Annotated in this window: 12 protein-coding genes and 7 pseudogenes; 12 read left to right on the forward strand and 7 right to left on the reverse strand. The window is 58.0% G+C overall.

Annotated elements, in window-relative coordinates; genetic code table 11:
• Window positions 1-78 precede the first annotated feature (78 nt).
• Entirely contained in the window at window positions 79-207 is a 129-nt protein-coding gene (locus BV911_RS19255; RefSeq protein ID WP_371588306.1) for a hypothetical protein, read from the reverse strand.
• 440 nt (window positions 208-647) lie between these two features.
• Here BV911_RS19255 and BV911_RS20080 point away from each other — a divergent pair.
• The 3 pseudogenes from BV911_RS20080 to BV911_RS16845 all read left to right on the forward strand — a co-directional run.
• Window positions 648-1,007 (forward strand): annotated as a pseudogene (locus BV911_RS20080) (transposase); the annotation flags it as partial.
• A 77-nt stretch (window positions 1,008-1,084) separates the two neighbouring features.
• Window positions 1,085-2,456 (forward strand): annotated as a pseudogene (locus tag BV911_RS16840) (IS256 family transposase); the annotation flags it as partial.
• 30 nt (window positions 2,457-2,486) lie between these two features.
• Window positions 2,487-3,296 (forward strand): annotated as a pseudogene (locus BV911_RS16845) (transposase); the annotation flags it as partial.
• Between the two features lie 441 nt (window positions 3,297-3,737).
• On the opposite strand, the gene rlmF reads toward BV911_RS16845, so the two are convergent.
• Entirely contained in the window at window positions 3,738-4,652 is a 915-nt protein-coding gene (gene rlmF / locus BV911_RS16850; protein WP_086054767.1) for a 23S rRNA (adenine(1618)-N(6))-methyltransferase RlmF, read from the reverse strand.
• Between the two features lie 210 nt (window positions 4,653-4,862).
• On the opposite strand from rlmF, the gene BV911_RS16855 reads away from it, so the two are divergent.
• The gene (locus BV911_RS16855; RefSeq protein ID WP_205963882.1) at window positions 4,863-5,282 is read left to right on the forward strand and encodes a hypothetical protein; all 420 of its coding nucleotides are present in this window, start codon (window positions 4,863-4,865) and stop codon (window positions 5,280-5,282) included.
• Here the strand turns inward: BV911_RS16855 and BV911_RS16860 are convergent.
• Window positions 5,282-5,824 (reverse strand): annotated as a pseudogene (locus BV911_RS16860) (IS5 family transposase); the annotation flags it as partial. The gene BV911_RS16855 and the pseudogene BV911_RS16860 overlap by 1 nt on opposite strands.
• A 67-nt stretch (window positions 5,825-5,891) precedes the next feature.
• Here BV911_RS16860 and BV911_RS16865 point away from each other — a divergent pair.
• The 5 genes and pseudogenes from BV911_RS16865 to BV911_RS16880 form a co-directional block, all read left to right on the forward strand.
• Window positions 5,892-6,356: pseudogene (locus BV911_RS16865) on the forward strand (IS21 family transposase); the annotation flags it as partial.
• A 47-nt stretch (window positions 6,357-6,403) separates the two neighbouring features.
• Window positions 6,404-7,547: pseudogene (locus BV911_RS16870) on the forward strand (IS110 family transposase).
• A gap of 37 nt (window positions 7,548-7,584) precedes the next feature.
• Complete coding sequence (locus tag BV911_RS19630; protein WP_168184114.1) at window positions 7,585-7,743, forward strand: hypothetical protein; 159 nt, start codon at window positions 7,585-7,587, stop codon at window positions 7,741-7,743.
• Between the two features lie 122 nt (window positions 7,744-7,865).
• Window positions 7,866-8,466, forward strand: a pseudogene (locus BV911_RS16875) (ATP-binding protein); the annotation flags it as partial.
• Window positions 8,467-8,717: 251 nt separating this feature from the next.
• Entirely contained in the window at window positions 8,718-10,724 is a 2,007-nt protein-coding gene (locus tag BV911_RS16880) for a Calx-beta domain-containing protein (RefSeq protein WP_086054769.1), read from the forward strand.
• Between the two features lie 95 nt (window positions 10,725-10,819).
• Here the strand turns inward: BV911_RS16880 and BV911_RS16885 are convergent, their stop codons facing one another.
• The 3 genes from BV911_RS16885 to BV911_RS16895 all read right to left on the reverse strand — a co-directional run bounded on the left by BV911_RS16885 (window position 10,820) and on the right by BV911_RS16895 (window position 14,668).
• The gene (locus BV911_RS16885; RefSeq protein ID WP_086054770.1) at window positions 10,820-12,088 is read right to left on the reverse strand and encodes an O-antigen ligase family protein; all 1,269 of its coding nucleotides are present in this window, start codon (window positions 12,086-12,088) and stop codon (window positions 10,820-10,822) included.
• A gap of 88 nt (window positions 12,089-12,176) precedes the next feature.
• Complete coding sequence (locus tag BV911_RS16890; protein ID WP_086054771.1) at window positions 12,177-13,382, reverse strand: glycosyltransferase; 1,206 nt, start codon at window positions 13,380-13,382, stop codon at window positions 12,177-12,179.
• Between the two features lie 68 nt (window positions 13,383-13,450).
• Entirely contained in the window at window positions 13,451-14,668 is a 1,218-nt protein-coding gene (locus BV911_RS16895) for a hypothetical protein (RefSeq protein ID WP_086054772.1), read from the reverse strand.
• A 405-nt stretch (window positions 14,669-15,073) separates the two neighbouring features.
• Here BV911_RS16895 and BV911_RS16900 point away from each other — a divergent pair, with 405 nt between their 5' ends.
• The 3 genes from BV911_RS16900 to BV911_RS16910 all read left to right on the forward strand — a co-directional run bounded on the left by BV911_RS16900 (window position 15,074) and on the right by BV911_RS16910 (window position 18,893).
• Entirely contained in the window at window positions 15,074-15,952 is an 879-nt protein-coding gene (locus tag BV911_RS16900; protein WP_086054773.1) for a hypothetical protein, read from the forward strand.
• A gap of 149 nt (window positions 15,953-16,101) precedes the next feature.
• A complete protein-coding gene (locus tag BV911_RS16905; protein ID WP_240512327.1) occupies window positions 16,102-17,367 on the forward strand; it encodes a polysaccharide biosynthesis C-terminal domain-containing protein in 1,266 nt (421 codons plus the stop codon).
• Window positions 17,364-18,893, forward strand: coding sequence for a hypothetical protein (locus BV911_RS16910; RefSeq protein ID WP_139840129.1), 1,530 nt, complete (start codon window positions 17,364-17,366; stop codon window positions 18,891-18,893). Before BV911_RS16905 ends, BV911_RS16910 begins: the two co-directional genes overlap by 4 nt.
• A 152-nt stretch (window positions 18,894-19,045) precedes the next feature.
• On the opposite strand, the gene BV911_RS16915 is transcribed toward BV911_RS16910, so the two are convergent.
• Window positions 19,046-19,246: IS3 family transposase (locus BV911_RS16915; RefSeq protein WP_139840022.1), on the reverse strand; the 201-nt coding region annotated here is incomplete at its 5' end.

Here is a 19,246-nt window from a genome sequence, read left to right on the forward strand (position 1 = left end):
TCGCTGAAACCGCGCCCGAAGCGCGTCTGGCAAAGGTGCTGACATGATCCATCCTCCCAAACAGGATGAATCACAAAATCAGCTGCGTGGGAATCCTCGCGATTCAGGTTTTTGGCGGGACGCTTTAGCCATCGTGTGCATCGTGTTCGCGACGATGCGGCCGATTTCTTTCAGGCCATCCAGTTCATCTTCGCGCGTGATCGTCATGGGGCGTCCTTAGAGTGATTGACATGTCCAGCATCATAAATGCGAACGTCCAGAATGTCCCGCACTGCGGTCATCTACACCACGATAATGCTGCACAATGCACCAGTGGCGGCTTTGGTGTAGCGGCACTGCGGCGCAGGCCTATGCTTCGAATGTCCGTTGAAGGCCGGTAAAGGCCGTCCATGTCTGGAAAGCCGATGCTGTAATGTCTACGAATGGCTGCTATCGCCAGCGAGGCAGAACCCTTCAATAACTGATTGGGGTTTATGGCAGCGAAGAAGGATTCCCTCTCTAGACGTGTCAAAAACGAGCGTTTGTGTCAGGCTGGCAGTTAAAAGAGCTATGGGTGAATCTGGTGTCCGGGCGGTTTGAATGACGGCTGTGCATCTGGTTGGTTTGTGGTTGCGACACAAGCCACCAACCAAATGAGCACCACCATCATGGACGAGACTACCATCGTCGAATTTTCAGGTCGAGACGCTGTCACGGACCCTCTGACTGATCTTCTGCGAAAAGGGGATCGGGAACTTCTCCAGGCCGCTGTTGAAGCTGAGAGGGATGCCTTTCTGGCTGAATTTTTCGAGCGCCGGACATCTGGCGACCGCGCGGCGGTTGTGCGCAGCGGGTATCACCCTGAGCGCACCGTGCAGACGGGGATCGAGCCGGTCACGGTGAAAGTGCCGAAGGTGCGCGCGAAGGACAGCAAGCCGGTGACGTTCCGCTCGGCACTTGTGCCGCCCTATGTCCGCAAGTCCAAATCCATCAAAGCCGCGCTGCCGTGGCTGTATTTGAAGGGCATCCTCACGGCCTGTTGGATCAGGTTGCGCGCACCCGACCGAAGAAACTCGGTCGGCGGATCGGGTGAAAATCCAGATGGATCAGGCAAGCCGTGGAGGCTGAGCTACTCCGCGCCCATGCCGGCGAGACCACAGAAGACGGTCGGGCACGACTGGTGCGGCATGGTCATTTGCCGGAACGTGAGGTGATGACCGGGATCGGCCCTGTCGCCGTGAAGGAGCCCCGCGTTCCGGGCCGGGGTTCTGAGGCCGAGAAGATCCGGTTCACGTCGTCGATCCTGCCACCCTACCTGCGCAAGGCCAAATCCATCGAGGAGCTGCTTCCCTGGCGTCGGGCGCGCGATGCATCCACTGGATGCCTCGCTTTTCCGCCTCAAGCTCAAAGGCATTTCCATGGGCGATTTCCAAGAGGCCTTAGCCGCCTTGCTTGGTCCGAGCGCGGCAGGGTTGTCTTCGACGACAATCTCACGGCTCAAGGCCGACTGGTGGGAGGAGTATGAACGCTGGCGGCACCGGGACCTAAGCGCCCGGCGTTTTGTCTATATCTGGGCGGATGGCGTTTACTTCCAGCCAAGGATGGCTGAGGAAGTGAGGAGGATCAAAAATTGATCCGGGGGATCGATTTCCCGACCAACAATGTGTTCAGAGGTGGTCGGCGCTGACGAATGGGGCCGCAAAGAAGTTTTAGGTGTCACCGACGGTTTCCGTGAAAGCACCCAGAGTTGGCGCGAGCTGTTGCGCGACCTGAAGCGCCGCGGCCTTGCCCGGGCCCTTGATCTTGCCATCGGTGATGGCGCGCTTGGGTTCTGGGCCGCTTTGCGGGAAGTCTTTGGCGTGACCCGCGAGCAAGGGTGCTGGCTCGCCAAGACCGGCAATGTCCTCAACGGTCGTCTTGGTTGCGCCACGGGTTCAAGCAACCAGTGGACGACGCCAAAGTCGCTGCAAGCCAAAGCCAAGGGGCATCTGCATGATATTTGGCAGGCCGAGACCAAAGCCGAAGCCGAGACGGCCTTCGATTTCTTTGTGGAAACCTACCGCGTGAAGTGAGCCCGCGAACGCGACCCGTCCGAGAGAGTGGGCGAACGACAAGGCGGTCGCCAAATTGGTTAAAAACCGCGATGTCTTGCTCAGCTTCTACGACTACCCGGCGGAACACTGGAAGCACATCCGGACCTCGAGCCGGGGCTCCGCCCGTTCAGGGCTAACTTGATCCACAGGATCAAGTCTGTGTCGCCCTTCACCCCGTTCGAGAGCATGTTCGCCACCGTCCGCCATCGCACAGGAAAGACGAAGGGATGCCTAAGCCGGAAAACCGGGCTCGCCATGGCATTCCGCCTGATGATGTCAGCCCAAGCCAAATGGCGAAAACTCGACGGCGCAAACCGCCTGCCGGAAATCGTTCAGGGGATTGAAATCAGAGACGGCATCAAGCAACTTCAAACCGCCGCCTGACCGCGCCGTCACCAACTTTCGGGCATTTCTCTGGACGCGCGGGTGGGCATGACCAGCGTGCTGCATACATCGTGCCAGAGGCGCGTCTTCGACACGACGGGATCAGCGCTGACGCATCATCCCCACATCCATATGATCGTGCCCGGCGGTGGCCTGTCACCCGACGGCACCAGGTGGGTCGCATGCAAACCAGGGTTCTTCTTGGATGTGCGGGTTCTGTCACGACTGTTCCGGCGCCTGTTTCTGGAAGGGCTGATGAATTTGCACCGGGCCGGTCAACTGACCTTCTTCGGGGAACTGGCCGGTTTGGCAGACACAAGGGCGTTCGCCGCCTGGCTCGCCCCGTTCCGAAAAACTGATTGGGTCGTCTATGCCAAACCTCCCTTCGGCGGCCCTGAGGCCGTTCTCGCCTACCTGAGCCGGTACACTCATCGCGTGGCGATCTCGAATGCGCGCCTGGTCAGCGCGGATGCCGATACTGTGGCCTTCCGCTGGAAGGATTACCGCATCAAGCGTGGTGACCGCCAAAAGGTCATGCGGCTGGCCACGCCGGAGTTCATCCGCCGGTTTCTTATCCACGTCCTGCCCGACGGCTTCCACCGCATCCGACACTACGGCCTGCTGGCCAACGCGACCCGCAAAGCCAACATCACCAAGATCCGCGCCTTGCTTTGCGTTCAACAGCCTGAACAGGCCGCCGCGCCAGAAACAGAGCCCGAGATCGCCCCGCTCATCCTGCGCGCGTCATGCCCCTGCAGCGGCCCCATGCGCATCATCGAGATCTTCCGGCGCGGGCAAAAACCGATGTCTCGCGCTCCACCGAGGGAGCGGGCCGCATGACAAATCGCCTGTCAGTCGTCACAGAAACCCACCAGTTGCAATCCGCAGACCTGGTCCAAAAAACGTGTGCTTGTTCATTTCAAGCGTCGTACGAGACGACAATGACACCGAAACACACAGCTTTGGCGGCATCCTCACCCGAGTGTGCGAGCGTATCGGGCACCATGCGCACGTTCCGACGCCCCCCTGATGCGACGGTCGCACCTACCGACTGCACACATTCCCCATAGACGGATACAAGACCCCCGCGGCTTCCACCTTGGGAGGTTTTCCAACGCGGGTCGTGGTCCCGCCAGTGCGCAACGTTCCGGCCCGACCCGCATCAGAAAACCTTCACCTCACCGGACATAGGCATGCCGATCAGATGCCGCGTTGCCGCCTCTTCGTCGCAGGCATTAGCCGCATTGCAGGAATTCGGAAAAGGGTCCCAAATTTCTCAGCTCAATTAAAAAACATGGGACGTTGGTTTCTATTCATGTAAGTCCAAGCAATAAAACGACTTGTTTTTTGCCCCTGTGCCATTTCAATGACTTTAAAATCAGCAACCTTGGCTTTCCTTAAAATCCGATTGAGTGGCTGCAGGTTATCTTTTTTCGACACCAACGAGGTAAACCACAGGCACTGGTCGGCGAACTCCATGCTTTGTTCAACCATGCGGGCGATGAACTTTATCTCGCCACCCGGACACCAAAGCTCAGCGTTCTGTCCACCAAAGTTGAGCTTTTTTGAATGCCCTTTTCCAAGGTTCGCCCACTTACGTTGGGTGCCTTTATTCGCTTGCTCCATGGACGAATGAAATGGCGGGTTACACATGCTTACGTGGAAAACATCGTTGGGTTCGATCACGCCACGAAAGATATTCTCAGGGTCAGTTTGTCGCCTAAGGGTGATTTTCAACGCGTTGAACTTACAGATTTGCTTTGCGGACTTGAGAGCTGTCAGATCGATATCGACGCCCGTGAAGTTCCAGCCGTATTCGCTCTGGCCCGTCAGCGGATAAATCAGGCTCGCACCGGTGCCGATGTCTAACGCTTTGATGTGACGCCCTCGCGGGATGTCTTGATTGTTGCTGTCAGCAAGCAAATCCGCGAGGTGGTGGATGTAGTCGACTCGTCCGGGAATTGGCGGGCAAAGATAGCCGCTAGGGATATCCCAAAAATCAATATCGTAATGGGTTTTTAGCAGCGCCCGATTAAGCATACGGACCGCCCTAACGTCTTGAAAATCAATCGTCGACTGACCGGCTGGATTACTGACCGTGAAAGCCTCAAGTTCAGGTGTCTGCGCCACCAAACGCACGAAGTCGTATCCTTCTGCATGTTGATTACGGGGATGCAGCTTCGTTTTGGTGGCCATGGGGACGCCTTCTTGAAGTTTGGTTGACGTCACTCGCCAGTCGGTTGGCTGATCTTAGGCCCTCATGGGCAAATAGTAAAATTAGGAACAGGGCAAATCCGCCAATGATGCAACGGCCAGCATGTTCTTTCGGTGTCCATCATCCGTCTTTTGGCCTCCAAGCGGACCTCGGAGGCAGCACGGAACCTCACACATCTGTAGCATGGTCGCTTGGCAATCACGGCCCTCAACGGACACTCGCCCGCCGGTCAGATGCCGCGTCGCAGCTTCACGAAACCGGCCATTCATGTATTTAGGCGCGAGTCCCATCACGTCATGATCGACGGCATCAATAACCTTGATTACTGGGAGGGGAATACCGACGACTCCGCGCGGAATCATTTCTTCTACTACTATGAGACTGGGTTGTCGGCCGTGCGGGACGGCCCTTGGAAGATGCATTTTGCAAGCAAACCCGGTGGCAAGTACTATGAAGATATGGTCAGCCACACGATGCCCAAACTCTTTAATCTGCGCAAAGATCCGTATGAGAAATACGATGGCGATTTCGGCTTTCAACAGTTCATGAAGAAAAGCTTGGTTATGCAACCCATCATTGCTCTACTCTCCGAGCATGTCGCGAATTTCTAGTTGAGCAGACAGGGCAACATCGGTGCATCCCCGGTGTTGCTGCCGGTGATCTCAACCGATCTGACTTCCAACGTTTGCTCGTCTATACCGATGTGGATCTTGCGCCAGACGCGTCGCTTGGGGCCGCCGTGCTTGTGCGCATTCCATTCGCCTTCGCCCTCGAGCTTGATGCCGGTGCTATCGATCAACAGGTGCAGCGGGACTTTCGAGTCGCGATACAGGATGTTGACCGCAAGCGTCCCCTGCCGTCGGCAGATGGTGCTGAAGTCAGGCACGACCCAGTCCAGCTCCGTCAGCCGCAGCAGGCTCTCGACGAAGCCCGTCGTCTGACGCAGCGCCATCCCGAACAGCACCTTCATGGTCAGGCAAGTCTGGATCGCGGCATCACTGAACGTCCGCGATCTGCCCCTCTTGCCGGAAGGTTCGGCATCCCAGTTCATCTCGGGATCGAACCAGATCGTCAGTGATCCGCGGCGCCTCAGCGCTGCGTTATAATCAGCCCAGTTCGTCGTCTTATAGGTAGGTGATGTCGGTTTGCTCATGAGGGCCAGTTACCGCACTGTATTCACGACATGAATCCCTCCGTGGTTTGTGCAACATAGCCCGCGGAAATCACGCAAGGACCGGCGCACGGCGAAACAGATGCATGCTGATCTGGTGGTCCTTGGGTTTGACGGATCTTACGAACGGGTCGCAGCCTTTGTGCGGGCATGGCGTGCGGATCGGCAGCGTGCAGAGCAGACGACGGGGCGCGGTACATTTGTGCCTCTGGTCTTTCAACCCGGCGAGGCCTTCCAGTTCGACTGGAGCGAAGACTAGGGTCGCGCCCGGTCTGCGCGCCCTCGGCACGACGTGGGCGGTGAGCGCACCAAGTTTCAGGTTGCCCATACCAAGCTATCGCATAGCCGAGCCTATCTAGTGCGGGCTTATCTGCTGCAGACGCATGAAATGCTGTTCGACGCGCACTGGCATGCCTTTCGTGACTTCGGGGGTATTCCGAACCGCGGCATCTATGACAGCGAGATCTTGTCCGCCATTGATGGGGTGGAAGGCGCCCGCTTCTGGCATCTCAATGTGCCACATTGGGTGCTGTAAACAGTCACCAACGACGGGAGCCATCCATGAACGAGATTACCACGATCGGGGTCGATTTGGCAAAATCTGTTCTCCAGCTGCACGGCGTAGATGAGGCTGGAAAACCGGTCTTGCGGCGGCAGCTCCGGCGAAGACAGATGCTAGCGTTCTCCCAGAAACTGCCCGCCTGTCTGGTCGGTATGGAGGCTTGCTCCAGCGCGCATTACTGGGCGCGTGAGCTGATAAAGCTGGGACATGAGGTTCGACTGATGCAACCAAGCTATGTGAAGAGTTACGTCAAGCGCGGCAAAACTGATGCGGCCGATGCTGAAGCGATCTGCGAAGCTGTCCCACGACCGTCACGCTGCTAAGCGCGCTGCCCGCACGATGCGGTTTGTGCCGATCAAGTCCGAGGCGACCACCGGCCATTTGGTCAGGCACGCCGCACCATAGGTGCGCCATAAGCACAACGCGCGCGAGTTTCTGGTGCGTCAGCAGACACAGATCGTCACGCCAAAGGCGTGCTTACAGCACGACGCAATCCGCGCACATCTCGGTGAGTTTGGTGTCGTCATACGCAAGGGCATCCAAAACATCGGGCGTTTGATCGAAGCTTGTGACAAAACGAATTCTCCCATCGCAGCGCATAAAGCATTGAACCTGCTGGCGGAGCAACTGGTTGATACGCAAAGGAAAATCGAGGACCTGACAGCAGATGTGCATATGGATGCAAACACGAATGAAGCCGCGCACCGCCTGCAGACCATTCCAGGGATCGGCCCGATCCCGGCCAGCGCTATGGTGGCATCCTTGCCTGAGGTGTCCGACTTCAAGTCAGGACGGGATCTGTCGGCGTCATGCTGAAAGCATGCCTCTGGCATGACGCTGGGTCTCACGCCAAAGCCCCAGTCCAGCGGGGGCAAGGAACGATTGGGGCGCATCTCCAAAATGGGCAACCGATACCTGCGACGGCTGCTGTATCTCGGCGCGTCGTGCGGCTCGCACGCTTTCAGCATGACGGCCCAAGTCAGCGCCCGCCGCCGCGGCGAACCGGGTGATGACTGGTTGTGGAAGATCATCCAGCGCACCAAACCCAAGCAGGCGGCCATCGCGCTGGCCAATCGCATGGCCCGGACGGTCTACGCGCTTTTGAAGAACGGAACGGAATTCAAGGTGACCCTGGCCGCCTGAACGAAACCGGGGGACAAGACCCTCGACAGAAAGGCAAGTGCGTCACGCCAAAGGCGTGCCCGACCTTGACTGCGCGCCCCGGCGCGACGAGATGATGGCAAAAGGTGGGAAAATCGCAAAGGACATCCGGTTCGAACCGAAGCGCCTTGCAGCGCGCGCCGTCGCTCCTCTGGTGCGCTTCCAGCGCAACGATTGAGACCTGCGCGACCGCGGAACTTATCAGGGCGCGCAGTCAGTGAACTGCAATTCAGACGCCGTATACATGGCCGCAATTGACCAAAAGCCAGACTTGACCGATCCGCCCTTGCCCCGCCGGTGCCATCCATACATGGTCTGAGCCCGATGGACGACGAGATCAATGAAGCCTTGGTCCGACAACTCCATCGTTGCGAATTTATGGATGGGGCTGAGAATGTTGTGCTGATCGGCGGACCGGGCACCGGGAAAAGCCATGTCGCGGTCGTGCTGGAGGCACGCCTCCAGCACGACACTTGGGGTCCAAGCCATCGAACATCACCGAAGGAAGGTACGCGTCTTCTCGACCGTCGAGTTGGTTAACATGCTTGAACAGGAAAAGGCACAGGGCAAGGCCGGAAAGATCGCCGAGGCGCTGGTTAAGACCGATTTGGTAATCCTCGACGAGCTTGGATACCTGCCGTTCAGTTCACCGGGCGGCGCACTGCTGTTCCATCTGCTCAGCAAACTCTACGAGCGCACCGGTGTCATCATCACGACCAATCTGAGCTTCAGCGAATGGGCCGCGGTGTTCGGAGACGCCAAAATGACCACCGCCTTGCTCGATCGACTCACCCACCGGTGTCACATCCTAGAGACCGGCAATGACAGCTATCGCTTCAAAGCCAGTTCAGAAAACACGAAACAAAAGCGCAAGGAGAAAACAGCATTGCCCCAGCCATGAAGCAGCAACCATAACATTCGGGAGGGTCAAATCTCAGGAACAAAGCTGGGTCAGTTCTCAATGACAATCAACACGCAACAGGCCCTAGCCTCACCGACGTCCCCTCCCGCAAAGCCAGCGGATCCCCCTCATGCATCGGGTAGATCACCCCAAATGGTCGGAAACTGGAGGAGCTGAGGAGCTATGCTCAACGAAGCGAGATTCTCTTGCGACAGAATCTGCGCAAGGAGCGTGACAGAAGGTGACGAGGCATGGGCAACCGTAAGAGGGGGCGCGACATGGCAAGCCAACAGAATGTTTTTGACTTTTTTGGCACCGATGCAGACGAAGATATGATCGGATCAGGTCGGCCAGAAAGGTTCTATGGTCTCGGCGGCAGAGATCGAATCTATGCCAAGGCCGGCGACGACCAGCTCTTCGGGGGGGCGGGAAATGACCTCCTCGATGGGGGTGAAGGACGTGACACTATGTATGGTGGTTCCGGTGATGACAGTTACCGCGTCGATCATCCCGCCGACATAGTCAGCGAAGAGACCACACCGGGTCAAGATGATGGCGGCGTGGACACTGTGACAAGCGAAATCGGTTATTCGCTGGGCGCTTTTGTCGAGAAGTTAGTGCTGTCCGGCAACGCGGATATCAACGGCACCGGGAACGACCTAGGCAACAATATCAAGGGTAATAATGGCGACAACATCCTGTTCGGGGGTGCGGGCAACGACACGATGTACGGCTATGACGGCGACGACATGCTCGTCGGTGGTCTTGGTAAGGACTACTATTATGGCGGTTCGGGGGCAGACACCTTCGTGCTGCGGCCCGAAGTAGGAGCCTGGGACAAGATCTATGATCTGGAGACAGAGGACAAGATCGGGATCTACGCCGCCGACTTCGGCCTGTCTGAGGGGGCTGGCTTCACCAACGGTGTGCTCGACGCCAGTTACTTCGTCGCTGGCACCGCAGCAACCTCTGTAGGACATGGCCAGTTCGTGTTCAATTTCGGCAAGTCCGAGCTACTCTGGGATGCAGATGGTGCTGGTGCAGGAAAAGCACTCAGAATTACGCTACTGAATGCTGCGGCCGTCGTCACGGCGGATCAGATTATCGCCGTCGGCGAGGAGGTGGGCGCATCCGCGCACGCCTTGAATTCGACTGCCGCGGCAGAAGACACTGGATCGATCTATTTCGCTCTCACCCTTTCGCAGCCGCTGAACGACGATGTGATCTTGACCTACAGCACCGCAGACGGATCAGCGATCGGTGGCGAAGACTTTGTTGCCGTTTCGTCCGTAGATGTCCTGCTCACCGCCGGATCGACTACAGCCTATGTTCCGATTGATATCATCGACGACTTTGCTCTGGAGGGAACTGAGTCCTTCTCTCTCAGGATCGACTCCGCACGGATTGCGGCCACTGGCGCGACCCTGGCGATCAACACGCCAATTGCGATTGGAATGATTGCGGACGAAGGCGCAAGAGTGGTCAATGAGATCGCCACGGCCCCTCTTGGCATGACTGACCCCTCTGCCATTGCTTATAATCCGTTCTCAAACCGGTTAATTATGGCCGATTCAGAGGTCGACGAAGCGCCGTTTCTCCAAAAAAATACCTTATTCACGCTCGATCTCAATGGAACCCTGAAATCAAGTTCGAACCTAAAATATACCGATGAGGCGACGGGTCTAGCGATGGACACCCAGAGCGGCACCCTCTTCATCACGGATGACGACCAGTATCGGGTATTCGCCGTGAACCCAAATAAGCCAGGGAAAGTTCTGTGGGAATTCGACACACTTGCCCTTGGCGGCAATGATCCCGAAGATATCGCGTTCGATGCCAACACCGGGAATCTTTTTATCGTGAACGGACTGGACCGCACGATCATAGAGGTCGACCAGCGCGGCACACATCTTGTGGATTCCTTTGTGCTGTCAAGCGAGATTCTAGACCCGGAGGCTTTGGCTTACGACTCCGACGAGGAAGTCTTTTATGTGGGCGGCGGGTTTAGTGCCAGCATCTGGAAGCTGGATCGCGACGGGGCAATTCTGGACGAAATCACCATACTCGAAGGGGCCAGATCCTCGGATCTGAACCGTCGCGTCAACGTCAAGGATATTGAACTCGCGCCTGCAAGCGACGGATCGGGCGAAACGCATCTTTACGTGGCCGATTACGGATGGAGCCATGAAGCTGACGGTCGCCTAATCGAGATCGATCCTGGCGACGGCTGGTATCGGGGGGATTTTGCCCTGGCGTGAGGCCACCGCACAGGCCCGCCTTCGCAGCACTCAGGCGCAGGCGGGCGTTTTGCAAATGCACAAGTGCCGTATTCAGAGACACTTTTCCCGGTTGTTCAGGAGGCAGACTGGCGGGTCGGATGCGGAACCGGGCTGGGGATGCGGGCCGACTTTCTCTTAGATTGTAGCGCGGCCTCGAGCAGGCAAAGCACGATCCCGAACCAAAAAATCGGGTGGCGCACCGTATAATGGAACATGCTAAAAACAAGAAGGCCGACGACAAGCCCTGCAAGAGCTGGCGCCTGTGCTCGCGCGGCACCGATACCCGCTAAGCCCGTGATCCAGAAAAAAGCCATGACGCTGAAAATCCCGCCTTGGGTGAACAGGTCGAGAAACGTGTTGTGGACCTCAAACTTGTTCGGCGGCGGACGCTTGAATGACTTGCTGGTCAAGTGCGGTCCGGGGCCAAAGCCCAGTAGTTTCGCCTCCAGCCCTTTATCCACCGCTTCGGCCCAGAGGTGGAGTCGGACCTCTCCTTGGTCGTTTTCGCCGTACACCCCCTCCGAAATTTCCTCGAACCTCTCGAACGCTGCAGAGGCAAAGGGAACGGAGGCCGCTATCGTCAAGGGAAGCGCCAGAAGCGCAAGGACCACTGCCGTTCCCTTCAAAGTCGGCGCCATGTCGTCGGTTCGGATCCAGATGATCGACTTGAGCGTAACGAACAGCGCCCCGGACAGCATTATCCCGATAATGAAACTGTCGCTTTTGCTCATGATCCCTGCAATGAAGGGTGGCACGGCAAACGCGATCGCCCGCAGTGTTTCCGAAGCATTCCGAGCGCTTTCCGCAAGATGGATACCAAGAAGCGTTACAACAAGTGCGAAGAACCCGAGCTGGTTGGGGTTCTCTGCCCAGCCCCGCAAGCGGTCCCAGTACCAAGCCGTCACACCGGGCAGCGGGACCAAGCCGAAGCCATCGGCGATCTGCAGCGTCAACGACGCGCTACCTAGGACAACCAGGTTCCAGATGACCCGACGCCGCTCTGTCGCGTCCTCTAGGCTGAGCGTGACAAGCAGGCTGAAGATCAGCACCAAGCTATACGCAGCAGCATCCCGAAGGATGCCTGAGTAGAATTGGAAGGGTTCCACGGCGAGCCCCATGATCATGCCGACGCACAGGCTAAAAACCATGGCTAGCCAAAAGATCGACACCCGCCTGAAAGCCGAACTCAGTCGCAGGGTCTGGGCCAGCAAGACGTATCGCATCGCAGCGATTCCCATCCACCCGAGCAGCAACAGTTCGCCAGGCCCTATTGGGAGGCCGCCCATACGAAACTGCGTCGCAGCGGTCATTACCAAGCCGAGCGCCAGAAGTATCCCGGTCATGCCATAGTCTCCCGTCCAGCTCCCATGCGTCGGGGAGAAAGGCCTGTGCTGTTCCGCCACAAAGGCAATTGGTCCGGCTCGGTGCCTTTCATCCCGATGCGGCTTCGACCGGATCGGGGTCGCGCTGCGGAGTCGCCGCAACAGGACCTGTTCGGCCCTTCATAAGCTCCCGATAGAGGGTCGCATGGCGCGCGGCACCGGCGGCGACCGTGAACCTTTCGCGGACGAACGGCGGCAAGCGGGCAGCCATAACGGCGCTTTGCGACCGGTCAGCGAGCGCCTTGAGGATCTGGCCGGCCAGCAGTTCGGGGTCACCCGGCGGAACCAGCCGACCGGTTCGACCGTGTTCGACGACTTCCAGACATCCCGGCATACTGGTCGAAACGATGGGTAGATTGGCCAGAGCTGCTTCAAGCAGTACCCGCGGCACGCCTTCAGAATACTCGGTCGGAAACGCGAAGAGGTCGGCCATTCTGAGCAATCCGGGAATGTCGCTTCTAGGGCCCGTCGCGATGACAGTCGGCGCGTGGGCATCCAATTCTGCCTTGGTGATTGCCAACGGGCCTTCGCTGTCCCGCGGACCAACCAGCAGAAAACGTATGCCGGGGCGGTGTTGTCGCACCAGTTCTGCCGCCTGCAGAAGCGTGCCTATCCCCTTTTGCCGGGTAATCCGGGAGACGGTAATTACAACCTCGGCGGTGCCAAGGCCCAATTCTGCGCGCAGCGTTTCGGGCGTCGGCGCGCGCTCCATCGCATGATCGAAGCCGTCCGGATCAATGCCGCCACCACCAGCGGGGATCACGACCCAGTTGCGCCCAGCCATGCCGTGGTGTTGGAAAAACGCCCGGTCGCTGTCGTTTTGAAACACAGTGGCATCCGTGTCTCGGGCGGCAAAACCGTGCAGTAAGCGATAGGCTAGGCGAGCAGTCATCGCGAGCGGCGACCGCGATGAATAGACCCATCCCCGGCCACAAATTGTCCGCACCGAAAGAGTTGCGCGCCGAGCTGCCGCAACCGGAAGCATCAGGCAAGGCTTTGTGTCGAACCCCTGCGCAAGATCGGGCTGAATCCGGTCGAGAATCGCGCCGAGACGTCCGATCGCGCGCCAGTCGCTGAGCGGCGAGATGAAGCGATCGAAAGGAAAGGGTTCAAAATCAATACCGGCGCGTGCAAACGCCTCCGCCCCGCCACTGGCGGCCACACTGACCCGAAAACCGCTTTTACGGACCTCGGCGATGAAAGGTAGGCGCAGGTCGGCATCGGCACCGGCGACGAAGAGAATATGCGCTGTCATTCTAAGCCCTCTATCGTTTGCGGCTGGCGGACCGCTGTAAATCATCGAACAGGCCGACGGCCGAGGCGCTACTGCTTCATATTTTTGAAATAGTCAGAATAAACGGCCTGAAGGTCAGGATAGTCGACGCCATCCGCCATCGTCAGATTGGGACAAGCGTGCCGTTCCTGCCCACCCCAAGAATAGGTCATGTCGAAAGGGCGAAATTCAGGGGGTAGGAGTTCGTCCCAGACACGCAAAATCTCATGCATATCTTCGACCGTCGGCAATTGATAATATGGATTTTCATTTGTTGTGCAGGCCTGCCCGAATGCTTGCAAGACCGGCACCAGTCGCTCCTTGGGTATCCCGGCATCGAAGGCGCGGCCGACACGCTCGTTGATCTTGTCCGGCTGGCACTTGCCTATTCTGGAATTGCACGGATAAACGACCACTCCGATCAGATCAGCGGCATCAGCAAGTTGTGCGAATTCTTCCGGGAACTTGTGCCCACCGCTTACCGCGATGAAGGAGCGCCCATTGGGATCGTGTTTGTGGATAAGGGCGGTTCGTTCGGCAATCCGTTGCGGGCCGTCCGGGCAAATAGACGGGTGCGGTGTGTCCGAGATGAAGTAGATTCCGCTGAACTTCGGGTGATCGCGCGCCTTCTGCACGATTTCCACCACCTCCTCGTCGGGGCGTTGCCAAACACATTTGAGGTTGTAGCCGTTGCGTAACCAGAGAACGCCCTTGGCGCCGTCCGGCAGGAGGTCAAGTGCACCAACCGACGAGACGTCTGCCAAATTAAAGCCGATGGCTGCCGCGTCCGGGAAATCCTTGGCATGATTCACCGTGTAGTGCAGTGGGACCCGCGCAGAGGTCCACCCAGTTGCAAGGCCGTCCGGCACATCTAACAACCAGACTGCGGCCGCACCGAAGACAATCGAGACGGACGCCACAGCTCCGCGGCGGACCGACGCCCACCATGTCCAGACCAAGGTCAACGCAGTGAGTGCGCTGGCCACGTTCCAAACAAATTCTTCCCCGCGCGCACCCCGGCCCGGCGAGACAGTGAGAAGAAGTTCACTGGCTGCGGCAATCGCGACAAGACCGACCACTGGCAACGTGGACGGTCGGAACGTCCCCGCAACTAGAAGACCAAGGCCAAAGAACGTCGTCATGCGCTGCACGGTTTCGTCTATGCCTTGAAGAAGATCCGGCGGCACGAGTTGTGGAACTGCAAGCAAGGCAAGGCCAAGCCATATGGACGTTCGCTTCAAGTCTATATGCGGCGGAAACCGGGACATACTAACCTCCATGACGGCACTGATGGAGATCAGACCGTGCTTGGTCCGTAAGTTGCGCGATGACTCGACTTATTGCTTTTTCCATTCTGTTTATCCCAAACAACCGAACCGCCTTCTTCACCAAAGCGCGCGACCATTCCGATCGGGCTTCAGCTAAAGCGCAAAGCCAGCATGGCGCATCGATGCCGGTCGGGACATTGTACTTGTGGGTAGGCGGCTAACCCTTTTCGGTCAAAGGGCGACATATGCCCCACGCGCGTTGTCCCCTTTGCGTCATTAACGGACGAGGATTGTCACGTTAGTCTGACTGGTATCGGAATCACCGCGTAGGCGGCGCAGTTCCTTCACAAGACGCTCTCCGTTACGAAACGTTCGGTAGAGGGTCATCTGTTCAACGGAGACCGCATGCAGACCCCCACCCGGTTGGCGATGTCATATCGACAGTCCGAGCCTGACAGGGTCCGGAGCACGGTGAATCGTTCCACCGGTTTCTTCGCGACCGCGCAACTTGTGAGCACCGATCAAAATTTGCCCAATTGTGTCGTCGAACTGATTGGCACCCCGGGTTCTGGAAAGACCACGTTGGCCTTAGCGGTAGCTGCAGAATGCGCCCAACGCGGTTTTCCGGCACGGCTGTCGATCAGTGCACGCCCGGGGGAAATATCCTCAGCAAGTGCCGGTCTAATGCCCCGGCGGTTGACCAGAGGGCCCGCCAGAGGGTCACGCGCCGCAAAGCTCGGCAGCGCATTGCTCGGGCTGCTTGGTGCGGGGTGGAAGGAGCCGATTTCGTATTCCTTGCTACGACTGATGCCCCTGCCCGGAAAATTGGCCGGTCTGCGTCGACGACGGTATATTTCCAGTCTCGCGGCAGAGCCCAGCAATGGGCTATCGCTTCAGGATCAAGGATATGTCTGCGCCATTGCCGGCCTTGCGCTGGATTCGGGCAGCATCGAAAAACGAACGCTGGCAGAGGCGCTGGACCTCGTGCCCTTGCCGCAGATTTTGGTACGCGTCGACGTTGCTCCCGAAATCACAGAGGCGCGCCTACGGCAGAGGCTTTTGCAGCAGACCCCCGGCGGTCGATTTTTTGAGCGTTCTGCAGAAGACAACCCGTCTCTAGTCAAAGTATTCGACTTAATCGAAAACCTACTGGCGCGCCGCAGGTGCACGGTGCTCCACGTGTCCGGCCAGGACCAATCCGGTCTTGAGGAAGCCGTCTCAGCCATCATCGCAGCGGTACTTTCATACCGTATTGCCGCCTCTGAAAAGGCGGCTTGTCGGTGAATGGGGGCCAGCCAGACGCTCACGCCAAGATCCCCGCACCGCGTCGGCATGAAGCCCTTATCGGGACGCGTTTATTCACAACCAGCTCGCGCGCATTTCTTGTTCTTGTAGCCGGAGCAGGCATCGGCCTCGGAGTTCAGCTTGGCACCGTGAGGCTGATCGGTGCGGAAAGCTTCGGTACCTACGCCTACGTGATCGCATGGACCACTGTTCTGGGGTACATTTCCACTCTGGGATTCCATGTATCGCTGCTTCGTTTGCTGCCCACCTATCAAGTCGACGCAGACTGGCCCAAAGCAGGCGGTGTCATACGCTTTACTTTCGTGGGCACTGCGATCGCAGGAACGGTGGTCGCGACAGCGGCAGCCGGGCTAGCATTTCTGTTCTATGGGGTGGGCAGCGAGCTTGGTCGAGCCTTGCTGATAGGGACTGTAATCGTGCCCTTTCTGGCGCTTCGCCTCGTAAGCGCGGCGGCGGTACGCGCCTTTGGCGGCGTTATCGCAGCCATGCTACCAGAGCGCATTCTGCGCGACACCCTCGCCTTCGCATTTCTTAGCCTCGCGGTAGTGAGCGGTATCGGTAGCCCGAATGCCATTACCGCAATACTGGCGGCGCTGGCGGGGGCGCTTGTCATGCTCTGGGTCTTACATCGCTTTCTTTCGCAGCGAAGGCCCTCGGAGCTTGCTGCGGCACCACGCCTCTATGCGCCGATGGACTGGTTGCGACCTGCGATCCCACTTACTGTCATTATGCTCGCCGATACGCTCATGTCGCGGACGGGCATTATCGTGCTCGGCACTCTGGGAGAACCAACAGAAATCGCCATATTTGCCGTCGCTAGTAGCCTGGCGTTGCTCGCGGCGCTGCCCCGCATGTCGATTTCGGCGCTGTTCGCACCCACCGTCTCGACCCTTTATGCCCGAGGCGACACTGGCGGGCTTCAGGACCTCATCGGTCGCTCCGCGCTCCTATCCTTGCTTGGAACGATCGCCGTGGCGGGCCCGTTAATTTTTGGCGCACCAATAATTCTGGCTTGGTTCGGACAGGAATTCATCGCAGCCAAACATATTCTTATCGTCTTAGTTTTCGGTCAAATCGTTGCCGCAGCTGCGGGACCTCAACAGCACCTGCTCACCATGACGGGGCACGAACGCGAAGGTGCGATGTTGATGATTACGGCTGCCGCAACCAATGTCATCGCGGCGATTTTGCTCTATTTTGTTTTCGGAATGATGGGCGTGGCTGTCGCCTTTTCTTTCAGCCTGATTGCATGGAATGTCGGAATTATGTGGTTTCTCAAGCGCCGCCTCAATCTTCGTCCGGGGCTGACATGCGTTCCGTTCCTGACCCGACGTGCGGCATCAACAGCCGCGGGTGATCTGGCTCACCCGCCGCAGGAGCAAGGTCAGACATGACGGAAGCTTTTAACGTACAAACTGCGGCCCTGCCGGGAGCACCAATGGAACAGGACCTGTCAGCTCCCTGCCCTCTTGTTCAGGCGTTGATTGAAGCGCTAAAAATCCGACACGTGCGTTATTGCCATTGGAAGAGCAACATTCGCCTCGATGACGGCCTGAACGCCGAAGACGATCTCGACCTTCTGGTGTACCGACCCCACGCGGAGCAATTCTTCGCGGCTTTGACCCAAGTGGGCTTTAAGCTTGCCGAGGCCCGCTTCGGCAGTGGACATCCAGGCGTTCTGCATGCCTTTGCGGTCGATCCTGACAGCCTAAAGCTCGTTCATGTTCACGCCTATTTCCAGATCGTGTCAGGCGACAGCCTCGTGAAATCCTACCACCTACCCTTAGAGTCGTTGCTCTTGGACGGAGCGGCCAAAAAAAGCGGCATGCCCATCCCGTCAGCGGAAGCAGAGATGGTGGTCTTTTGTCTTCGCATCCTACTCAAACATTCTAGCCTTCTAGAAACTCTCCTAGTGAACAGACACTACGGTTCTGTTGCAGAGGAGTTTGCTTGGCTGCACGAACGCGCCAGTGCCACGTCCACGCGCGCGCTCTGGCTCGACTTGATCCCCAATGCGTCAGGCGCTGAATTTGATGAATTATGCACCGCCATCGCCGATCCGGCGGCATTGGTGCAACGCGTACGCTTGGGCCTGCGTTTAAGCTGGCGGCTTCGGGGCTGGCGACGTCTAGGACACACGGCCGCGGTCGCGTCGCGTCTGTGGCGCCTTGTTCTTCTGATCTCCTGCCGCTTGCGTCGTCGTCGGCCTCGGCGCTTGGTCGCAGGCGGTGCGATGATCGCCTTTGTGGGACCAAAAGCCAGCGGAAAATCGACGTTGGGCGCTGCGCTTTCTTCCCACCTTGGCACCCAGCTCGATCTGCATCGCATCCATGTGGGCAAACCGCCGGCCACGCTACTTTCGGCTCCATTTCGTCTGTTTCTTCCGCTGCTCCGGCGAGCGCTGCCCGGGGAACGTTCCGGAGAGTATCAGACATTGGATCGCCGAAATAAAATGCGCTACTCATTCGTCTACATTGTAAGGATGTTGTTGCTGGCCCATGACCGAAGGGTCCAGCTCTTGCGAAGTCACCGCGCCGCGACGAAGGGAACAATTGTAGTGGCAGATAGGTATCCTTCCTTAGAGGTCGGTGCGATTGACAGCAGTCCGTTCAGCGATGCGGCGATCGCGGCATCCGGGTCGCGACTGAAATCTGTCCTGATGCGTCGCGAACGTCGATTCTACGAAAACCTGCCGCAACCTGATCTCGTAATCCGGCTGGTTGCCCCCATCGAAACAACCCTTGCCCGAGATGCATCACGGAACAAGCGCGATGGTCCGGATCCCCAAAGCCTTCGACGCCGGCGAGATATCGAGACGGTCGCAGAATTTCCGGGTGTTCCGGTCTCTTTAGTCAGTTCAAATCGATCATTGGATGACACCATAGCTGATGTCGTTCGCGGGGTCTGGTTCCACCTATGAAGGTTCAAGACAGGGTTCACGGATTGCCGCTCTGTCAAGGATTTGGCCGAGTTGTTCGTCCGAAATGACCTGCCGATCTGGACACAGAGACGCGCAATCCGTTCGGCCACCACTGAACCGCGCCGGGTTTGCCGGAGGCTGAATTGTCTTAGTTACGCGGCCATATCTGATCTTTCCATAGCAGCATAGAAGTTTGCTTCTGCCTCAGCGGGCGGGATATTCCCGATAGGTTCCAGCAGGCGGCGATTGTTGAACCAGTCGACCCATTCGAGGGTGGCATATTCGACGGCTTCAAAGCTGCGCCAGGGGCCACGGCGATGAATGACCTCAGCTTTGAATAGGCCGTTTATCGT

Origin of the sequence: Pseudoruegeria sp. SK021 (assembly GCF_002119405.1) — a bacterium.
Classification (GTDB): domain Bacteria; phylum Pseudomonadota; class Alphaproteobacteria; order Rhodobacterales; family Rhodobacteraceae; genus Meridianimarinicoccus.

What these genes read in the sequence shown, in the direction of transcription:
- BV911_RS19255 (WP_371588306.1), bottom strand. Translation starts at nt 207, where the DNA reads ATGACGATCACGCGCGAAGATGAACTGGATGGCCTGAAAGAAATCGGC.
- rlmF (WP_086054767.1), bottom strand. Translation starts at nt 4,652, where the DNA reads ATGGCCACCAAAACGAAGCTGCATCCCCGTAATCAACATGCAGAAGGA.
- BV911_RS16880 (WP_086054769.1), top strand. Translation starts at nt 8,718, where the DNA reads ATGGGCAACCGTAAGAGGGGGCGCGACATGGCAAGCCAACAGAATGTT.
- BV911_RS16885 (WP_086054770.1), bottom strand. Translation starts at nt 12,088, where the DNA reads ATGACCGGGATACTTCTGGCGCTCGGCTTGGTAATGACCGCTGCGACG.
- BV911_RS16890 (WP_086054771.1), bottom strand. Translation starts at nt 13,382, where the DNA reads ATGACAGCGCATATTCTCTTCGTCGCCGGTGCCGATGCCGACCTGCGC.
- BV911_RS16895 (WP_086054772.1), bottom strand. Translation starts at nt 14,668, where the DNA reads ATGTCCCGGTTTCCGCCGCATATAGACTTGAAGCGAACGTCCATATGG.
- BV911_RS16900 (WP_086054773.1), top strand. Translation starts at nt 15,074, where the DNA reads ATGCAGACCCCCACCCGGTTGGCGATGTCATATCGACAGTCCGAGCCT.
- BV911_RS16910 (WP_139840129.1), top strand. Translation starts at nt 17,364, where the DNA reads ATGACGGAAGCTTTTAACGTACAAACTGCGGCCCTGCCGGGAGCACCA.